Genomic DNA, 7,465 nt, shown 5'->3' on the forward strand with positions numbered 1-7,465 from the left:
ACCGGCGGTCGGTGACCATGATCCGCACCACCCCCGGCGCCCGCCACGACGGCCGCGAGGGCTACCGGAACGCCGGGTAGAGCTGGAGCTGGGTGGCCTTCTCGCCGTAGCGCTCGACCAGCGCGCCGATGACGGCGTCGGCGTGCTCCACGATCGCCGTGGCGCCCAGGGACGCGGCGTCGGTGCGCAGCCGCACCCACCGCACCGTGAGGATGGTGCTGCGCGGCGGGGCGTCCTGGCCGCGGTGGCCGCTCTGCTCGGTCGCGGTCAGCTTCGGCAGCGCGCGCCACGTCGACAGCCACACCCACAGCAGCTGCGACTCCAGCAGCCGCGGCAGGAACACCGCGTCGTCGTCCAGGTCGGGCCACACCGAGCCGACCTCGGCGCGCCACGCGGCCACCATGGCCTCGGACATGCCCGCGGGCAGGCCGTACGCGCACCAGCAGGACGGGAACGGGACCCGCAGGCAGGCCGCGTCGAACACGATGTCGCGGACGCACCCGCCCTCGAAGTCGAGGAACCGGACGCCCTTGCTGGTGACCAGGTGGTTGTCCGGGCACGACGTGGAGGGGCTGAACGCGCGGCGGCGCGAGGACACGAAGCCCTTGACGGCGGCGGTCGCGAAGTCGCGGGCCTTGCCGGTGGTCTCGACCGCCAGCTCGCGCTCCAGGAGGTCCGGCAGGCCCTCCAGGGCGGCGTGGACGTCCACGGCGACCGGGTCCTGGCAGCACTGGGTGCCCTGGCGGCGCATGAGCGCGTCGAAGTCGGCGTCGCGGCCCGCGGTGGTGGCGTGCAGCCTGCCCATCGCGTGCGCCCACGACAGCAGCCCGCGCTCGGCGGCGCGGGCGTCGCGGCCGAGGAGCTTGTCGGCCAGCCGGGGGGCCTTGCCCAGGTCCTCCAGCACGACCAGCCGCTTGCGGATGTCGTGCGCGACCAGCTCGGGGGTGAGGCGCTCCTCGGACGGCAGCGCGGTCAGCAGCTGGTGGCTGACGGTCTCGTGCGCGAACGGGTCGCGGTCGGCCGCCGCGGGCGGGTACCGCTTGACCACGAGGGTGCGCGGGAGGGAGAACGGGGTCGCGGCGACCCGGACCCGGACGACCACGGACCGGCCCGCACCCCCGAGGTCCTCGGGATCGGCAAGCCTGATCTGTGCCCCGAACCGCCCGCTCAACACGGACTGCGCGGCGGCCACCGCCTCGTCGATCTCGGGCGTGGCGTCGTCGTCGACGTCCGGTGAGCCGGCGGTGATCTCCACGCTCATCCCCTCCGACCCTACTCCGATTGGCCATCGTGCCGTGCTGCTCGACAGAAGTGGGCTGGGCACCGTGACGGTAGTGCTCCGCCGGTGATGACCACCACTACTAGTTGGTAACGGGTTCGAACCATGCGAGATGCGGTGCCGTCATCCCGTCGACAGCGGTCTGCCGGGGTCGTCCGCCCTGTTCTTGCGGCTGCGCACCGCCAGGACCAGCGACGCCGCCACCACGATGCCTACCAGGTTCACCACGAGCTGTCCCGTGGACTGGGCGAAACGTTCCCACTCACCGAGAACGGCGGCGACGGCGGCGTAACCCGCGGCCGGGACGGTGGTCACCGAGATGAAGACGCCGACGAGCGCGGCCGACTTGGCCGAGGTCATCGACAGCATCCCCGCGGCCCCGGCCAGCAGCGCGACGATCAGCGAGAACGGGCCGACGGTGTACACGAAGTCGAAGTCGTGCTGGTTGATCACGGTCTGCCGGTCGAACAGCCCGGTGAACGACCCGATCTGCGCACCGATCACGGTGATCAGCATCGCGACCGGGAACCCGACGGCCAGCGCGAGGGCGGCCCGGCGGACCAGGTCCCAGCGCTTCAGGACCAGGCCGACCGAGATGGCGGCGAGCGGACCGAACTCCGGGCCGACCACCATCGCGCCGACGAGCGTCACGGTCGAGTTCGTGACGACCCCGACGGCGGCCAGCAGGCACGCGATGGTCAGGAACGCCAGGAAGGTCGCGTTGAGCCGCGACTCCTCCCCGGTCCTGGACAGCAGTTCGTCCCAGACCACGGCGTCCGCGCCCTCACCGGGAGCGGCGTCCTGGGCCCGGTCGGCGGCGTCCGACAGGGCGGTGTCGATCTGCTCCAGCGTCACGCCGCCGTCCCGGTCGACACCGAGGTCGCACAGGGAGGCCACCACCTCGTCGGTGGCCTCCCGCGCCAGGTCGGCCTCGACGACGTCGCCCGCGGGGGCGATCGCCGCCCCGCGCAGCAGCACCACGTGCGTCGCGCCGGGGTGTGCCTTGAGCACGGCGAGCGCCCGGTCGGTGACGTCGACCGGGCACACCGCGCGCAGGTGGAGCACCTACTTGTCGACCGGCGGCTTCGCGTCCACGCCCGCTTCCTTGCGCTGGAGCGGCGTGATCGGCGCCGGGGCCGCGGTCAGCGGGTCGTAGCCGCCGCCGGACTTCGGGAACGCGATCACGTCGCGGATCGAGTCGGTGCCGGACAGCAGCATGGCGATGCGGTCCCAGCCGAACGCGATGCCGCCGTGCGGCGGAGCGCCGAACTTGAAGGCGTCGAGCAGGAAGCCGAACTTCTCCTGCGCCTCCTCCGGCCCGATGCCCATCACGCCGAACGCGCGCTGCTGCACGTCGGCCCGGTGGATGCGGATGGAGCCGCCGCCGATCTCGTTGCCGTTGCAGACGATGTCGTACGCGTAGGCCAGCGCGTTGCCGGGGTCTTCCTCGAAGCGGTCCAGCCACTCCGGGGTGGGCGAGGTGAACGCGTGGTGCAGCGCCGTCCACTTGCCGCCGCCCACGGCGACGTCGCCGTCCTTGAGCTTCTCGGCCGACTCGAACATCGGGAAGTCCACGACCCACACGAACGACCAGGCGTTCTCGTCGATCAGGCCGACGCGGGACGCGATCTCGACGCGCGCGGCGCCGAGCAGCGAGCGGGCGCCGTCCGGGTCGCCCGCGGCGAAGAACACGCAGTCGCCGGGGTTCGCGCCGACGGCCTTCGCCAGGCCCTCGCGCTCGGCCTCGGACAGGTTCTTGGCGACCGGACCGCCGAGCGTGCCGTCCTCGGCGACCAGCACGTACGCCAGGCCGCGGTGGCCGCGCTGCTTCGCGAACTCCTGCCAGCCGTCGAGCGTGCGACGGGGCTGGTCGGCGCCGCCGGGCATGACGACCGCGCCGACGTACGGGGCCTGGAAGACCCGGAACGGGGTGTCCTTGAAGTAGTCGGTCAGCTCGACCAGCTCGACGTCGAAGCGCAGGTCGGGCTTGTCCGAGCCGTACTTCGCCATGGCCTCGGCGTAGCTGATCCGGCGGAACGGCCGGGGCAGCTCGTGGTCGGCCAGCTCCTTCCACAGGGCGGAGATGATCCGCTCGCCGAGCGCGATCACGTCGTCCTGCTCGACGAAGCTCATCTCGATGTCGAGCTGGGTGAACTCCGGCTGGCGGTCGGCGCGGAAGTCCTCGTCCCGGTAGCAGCGGGCGATCTGGTAGTACCGCTCCATGCCGCCGACCATCAGCAGCTGCTTGAACAGCTGGGGCGACTGCGGCAGCGCGTACCAGGAGCCGGGGCGCAGGCGCGCGGGCACCAGGAAGTCGCGGGCGCCCTCCGGGGTGGAGCGGGTCAGCGTCGGCGTCTCGATCTCCACGAACTTCTCGGCGTGCAGCACCTCGCGGGCGATGCGGTTCGCCTCGCTGCGCGCGCGGATCGCCTTGGCCGGGCCGCTGCGGCGCAGGTCGAGGTAGCGGTGCTTGAGGCGGGCCTCCTCGCCGACCTCCAGGTGGTCGTCGAGCTGGAACGGCAGCGGGGCCGACTCGTTCAGTACCTCCAGCTCGGTCGCGTAGACCTCGATCGCGCCGGTGGGCAGGTCGGGGTTCGCGCTGCCCTCGGGGCGCGCGGTCACGTCGCCGACGATCTTCACGACGAACTCGGAGCGCAGGCGGTGGGCCCGCTCCGCCATCTCGCCCTCGCGGAAGACGACCTGGGCGACACCGGAGGCGTCGCGGAGGTCGATGAAGATGACCCCGCCGTGATCGCGCCTGCGGGCCACCCACCCGGTCAGGGTGACGGACTGCCCGGCGTGCTCGGCCCGGAGCGTCCCGGCCTCGTGCGTGCGCATCACGGGTGCTGCTCTCCTCGTGCTCATCTATCCGACTGGCGGCTGGCAGTCAAGGCTAGCCAACAGCCCCGCGGGTATGGCCACCAGGTTTCCGATCCACTTGTGGGTGACGGCGGGAACCGTAGGATCCGCTGGTGCCGAAACGCCTGCTGGTGATCGTCTTCGCCCTGCTGCTCCTGTCGGGCTGCGCGGTGCGCGTGAACGGGCGGCCCGTCGCGGGCGGAGCCCCGGTCCCGACCACGACCCGGTCCACCACCGCCTCCACGACGGCGCCCACCACGGCCACCAGCGGCACCGACGGGCCGTGCGAGTACGCCGAGGACGGCTCCCCCGGCACGGTCGGCTTCCCGCCGTCCACCCCGAACCCGAAGGCCTCGGCGCTCACCTTCACCACCGACAGGGGCGACGTGAGGGTCGAGCTCGACCCGGCGGCGGGCCCGTGCTCGGTGCAGGCCGTCCGGTACCTCGTGGGGAAGAAGTTCTACGACGGCACGACGTGCCACCGGCTCACCACCAACCCGAACCTCGGCGTGCTCCAGTGCGGCGACCCGACCGGCACCGGGACCGGCACGCCCGGCTTCCGGTTCGACGACGAGCTGCCCGCCAGGGGCGCCTACGCGCGCGGGGTCGTCGCGATGGCCAACGCCGGACCCGGCACCAACGGCAGCCAGTTCTTCATCGTGCACGGCGCCGCGCAGATCAACCCCGACTACCCGGTGATCGGCAAGGTCGTCGCGGGCATGGAGGTCGTCGACCAGGTCGTGGCGGGCGGTGTCGCGGGCGGGGCGGAGGACGGCAAGCCCACCACGCCGCTCTCCTTCGTCCGGGTCACGGAGGGGTGATCCGGACGCGGCGCGGTCACCAGCCCGTGACGACGCGGGCGGTGCGCGGCCCGGTTCGGTAGGCCGACCGGATGAACTCCGCGTCGGCACCCCCTCCGAGCTGCCTATCGTCGGGCATGAGGGGTTTCCTGGACCTGCACGGCGAGGACTTCCTGGCCGATCCCCACTCCGCGCTGCGCGAGCTGCGCGAGGCCGACTGGCGGGCGGACACCGCCGCGGGAACGGCGATCCTGCGGTACGACGAGGTGCGGACGGTGCTGTCGTCGTGGTCGCTGCGCACGCCCGGCACGGACTTCCTGGCCGCGCAGGGCATCACCGACGGGCCGCTCGTCGACGCGATGCGGGGCTTCCTGCTCAACGCCGACGGCTCCGAGCACCAGCGCCTGCGGCGCGCCGTGGGGCGGGCGTTCACCGTGAAGCGGGTCGAGGAGTTCCGCTCCACCGCCGGGTTCCTGGCCGACGAGCTGATCGAGGGGCTGGGCGACGAGTTCGACTTCGTCGCCGACTTCGCGCACCCGTTCGCGCTGCGGGCGCTGTGCCGGTTCATCGGGGTCCCGGAGGACGTGCGGCGGGAGGTGAGCTCGTGGGCGGCCGACGTGGGGCTGCTGTTCGGGTACTCCGTCGCCCCGCACGCGTCCCGCATCGAGGCCGCGCTGGACGACCTGCACTCGTTCATCGACGACCTGCTGGACCAGCGGCGCCGCACTCCGGGCGACGACCTGGTCAGTTCGCTGGTCGACCAGTCGCTGACCGAGGCCGAGCTGCGGTCGCTGGTGGTCACGCTCATGTCGGCCGGGCAGGGGACGGTGCAGCACCAGCTGAGCGGCGGGGTGGCCGCGTTCCTGGAGTTCCCGGACCAGTGGCGGCTGCTGGCGTCGGACTCGTCGCTGGCCGGGCAGGCGGCGGAGGAGGTGGTGCGGTTCCAGCCCGCCTCGCTGCTGGGACTGCCCCGGATCGCCAAGGAGGACATCGTGGTGAACGGGGTGGTGCTGCCCGCCGGGTCGTGCGTGCTGCCGGTGACGGGGTCGGCCAACCGGGACTCGGCGGTGTTCTCGGGGGCCGACCGGTTGGACGTGACGGTGGGGCGGGTGGCCCACCTGACGTACGGGGGTGGGATCCACTACTGCCTGGGGGCGGCGTTGGCCAGGGTGGAGTTGCAGGAGGCGTTGCCCCGGTTGGCCAGGGCGTTGCCTTCGCTGCGGCGGGACGGGGCTGGGGAGTGGTTGCCCGCCGGCGAGGCCGTGTACGGGCCTGTGGTGCTGCCCGTTCGGCGGTAGGGGGTCGGGGTCCCGGCGGATGGGGTGACTGCCGGTCCCAGCCGGGGTGGCCGAATCGACTCCGGCCACGCCGAGCACACCCCCGTGCCGGGAGCCGTCCCGGAGGTGCTCGCTCGGTCAACTCGACACGCCGTCCACAACCTCAACAGTCACAACACCCGGCGCGGGACGACGCGCTCCATGCACACCAGCCGATCCCGCTCGTCCCACGACTCGGTGGCGGTGAACCCGAACCGCTCGTACAGGGCGATGGCGCCGGTCCGCCACCTCCACACCGACAGCCGCACGGTGCTCGCACCGCTGTCCGCCGCCCGCGCGAGCGCGGCGCCGAGCAGCCCGGAGGCGACGCCCAGGCCGCGGAACGCGGGGTCCGTCCACAGCCTCTTGACCTCCGCCTGCCCCGCGGTGGGGGTGGTCACCACCAGGCAGCCCACGGCGGTGCCCCCGCTCAGGGCGACCAGCACCACGTCGTCGGCGAACACGGTGCGCGGGTCGGTGACCTCCGCCCGGTACCGGTCCGGCAGCCCGTCCACGTCCACCGCGGTCTCGCCCTTCTCCGCCTCCGTCCGCAGGTGGTAGGCCGCCAGCAGCGCGGCCAACCCCTCGTCGGAGGACGGGGACCCGTCGGGCCAGCGGACGACCACGACCTCGCGCTGATCAGTCATGGCGCCAGCATCACACCCGGCACCGCACGGGACCCAACGGGGCGGACCAGCGCTGGGCGACGGTGGCCGTTCCGCCGCAGCCGGTCGCGTTCGGGTGCACGCCGTGGCTCGCTGTTCGCCGGTGGTCGTGGTCGTGCGGCAGGGAGGGCCCGGCGTCGCCGAGCCCTCCCTGTTGGCCGCGCGTTGTCTCTATGCGTTGGGGGACAGGAAGAGCAGGCGGTTCGGGGAGCCCGAGCCGGGGTTGGTGACCTTGTTGGCCGTTGCCGCCGCCACCAGTGCCGAGGAGACCTGGGCCGGGGTGGCCGCGGTGTTCGACTGGAGGTACCTGGCCGCCACGCCCGCCACGTGCGGGGTGGCCATGGAGGTGCCGCTGATGGTGTTGGTGGCGGTGTCGCTGGTGCTCCAGGACGAGGTGATGGCGCTGCCGGGCGCGAAGACGTCGAGCACGGAACCGTAGTTGGAGTAGCTGGCGCGGGCGTCGGTGCGCTCGGTGGCGCCGACGGTGATGGCCTGCGTGACGCGGGCCGGGGAGAACGTGGAGGCGTTGGCGTTGCTGTTGCCCGC

The 7,465-nt window shown here is 72.9% G+C and carries 7 protein-coding genes; 2 read left to right on the plus strand and 5 right to left on the minus strand.

Annotated features, from left to right (window positions below; genetic code table 11):
* Positions 1-61: 61 nt before the first annotated feature.
* From VFZ92_RS33815 to aspS, 3 genes are all read right to left on the minus strand, one after another.
* Positions 62-1,261, minus strand: a complete 1,200-nt coding sequence (locus tag VFZ92_RS33815) for a hypothetical protein (RefSeq protein WP_330880524.1) — start codon at positions 1,259-1,261, stop codon at positions 62-64.
* A 141-nt stretch (positions 1,262-1,402) separates the two neighbouring features.
* Entirely contained in the window at positions 1,403-2,344 is a 942-nt protein-coding gene (locus VFZ92_RS33820) for a DUF389 domain-containing protein (protein WP_330880526.1), read from the minus strand.
* Positions 2,345-4,120, minus strand: coding sequence for an aspartate--tRNA ligase (gene aspS / locus VFZ92_RS33825; protein ID WP_330880538.1), 1,776 nt, complete (start codon positions 4,118-4,120; stop codon positions 2,345-2,347).
* A gap of 131 nt (positions 4,121-4,251) precedes the next feature.
* Here aspS and VFZ92_RS33830 point away from each other — a divergent pair, with 131 nt between their 5' ends.
* Complete coding sequence (locus tag VFZ92_RS33830; RefSeq protein WP_330880528.1) at positions 4,252-4,959, plus strand: peptidylprolyl isomerase; 708 nt, start codon at positions 4,252-4,254, stop codon at positions 4,957-4,959.
* A gap of 116 nt (positions 4,960-5,075) precedes the next feature.
* Entirely contained in the window at positions 5,076-6,236 is a 1,161-nt protein-coding gene (locus tag VFZ92_RS33835) for a cytochrome P450 (RefSeq protein WP_330880530.1), read from the plus strand.
* A 149-nt stretch (positions 6,237-6,385) separates the two neighbouring features.
* Here the strand turns inward: VFZ92_RS33835 and VFZ92_RS33840 are convergent, their stop codons facing one another.
* Together VFZ92_RS33840 and VFZ92_RS33845 are read right to left on the minus strand one after the other, a co-directional pair.
* Entirely contained in the window at positions 6,386-6,901 is a 516-nt protein-coding gene (locus VFZ92_RS33840) for a GNAT family N-acetyltransferase (RefSeq protein WP_330880532.1), read from the minus strand.
* 189 nt (positions 6,902-7,090) lie between these two features.
* A partial coding sequence (locus VFZ92_RS33845; RefSeq protein WP_330880534.1) for a S8 family serine peptidase occupies positions 7,091-7,465 on the minus strand: 375 nt, incomplete at its 5' end.

It is taken from the genome of Umezawaea sp., from assembly GCF_036375055.1.
Taxonomy (GTDB): domain Bacteria; phylum Actinomycetota; class Actinomycetes; order Mycobacteriales; family Pseudonocardiaceae; genus Umezawaea.